Annotated in this window: 1 protein-coding gene; it reads left to right on the top strand. The window is 36.0% G+C overall.

Annotated features, from left to right (window positions below):
* The first annotated feature begins 92 nt into the window (after positions 1-92).
* Positions 93-962: an IS982 family transposase gene (locus JR005_RS15320; protein ID WP_151831476.1), complete on the top strand. Its 870-nt coding sequence runs from the start codon at positions 93-95 to the stop codon at positions 960-962.
* Positions 963-977: the final 15 nt, after the last annotated feature.

Below are 977 nucleotides of genomic sequence, written 5' to 3'. Positions count from 1 at the left end.
AACCCGAATCGCGGATAAGCAATTGACTTGAAAAATAAGGGGACTAGAGCCATCAGTTGAGTTACCACACCAAACCTAAAGCTCTAGCCCTGATGTTCAATAGTACCGAATTATTCTGCATCATTGATGATTTCTTTCTTAAATTTGAAGCAACTTATTGGAAGTTTCTCAAACAAAGTCGTCGCTCTGTAAGAATTCGACCAGCCCAGCTGAGTCTCTCAGAAATACATTTTATCGCTATTTGGTATAAGTGTTCTCATTTCAACAATTTCAAAGCTTTCTTTTCATGGTTGAAGCAGGATAAAAATCATTTATTTAAACGCTTACCCTGTTACCAAAGGATGATTCACCTGATCAATATGCATCAATTAGCTTTACATGCTTTACATGTCGCTTTGATGAAAGGTGAATACAAACAATATTTATGGATTGATTCAACGACTCTGCCTGTCTGTAAAAATCAGCGTATTCAGCGTCATAAATCATTAGCCAAGATTGCATCTCGCGGTAAAAGTTCAATGGGATGGTTTTATGGCTGTAAGTTACATATCGTGATGAATCAATTCGGTGAGATCGTTAGCTCAGGCTTATCTAATGGGCATGTTGCTGACATAAAAATGGTTGAACAATTGGTTGAAGGCCTAGACGCAAAGCTTTATGCAGATCGTGGCTATATCAGTCAAAATTTAAAAAGCAGGTTAAAAAATCAAGGTGTTGATTTGATTACTTACCATAGAAAGAACATGCAGGCTATTCAACTCTGTTTATCAGATAAATATCATTTAAAACAACGCAATAAGATAGAGACGTTATTCAGCTTATTGAAAGGACAATACAATTTAGTGACGAGTAAAGCACGTAGTATTCATGGATTTCTTAGTGGAATTTATGCATCGTTATGTGCATATCAATTAACTCATCGGAATAAGCCAACAATTCAAGTTATGGAATCATTAGCTTAAGCAGGATTCGGGTTA

Source organism: Acinetobacter sp. Colony158 (assembly GCF_019264745.1).
In the GTDB taxonomy this organism is placed as follows: domain Bacteria; phylum Pseudomonadota; class Gammaproteobacteria; order Pseudomonadales; family Moraxellaceae; genus Acinetobacter; species Acinetobacter ursingii.
The sequence above is the reverse complement of the archived record's forward strand: the minus strand, read 5'-3'. Positions and strand labels throughout refer to the sequence as shown.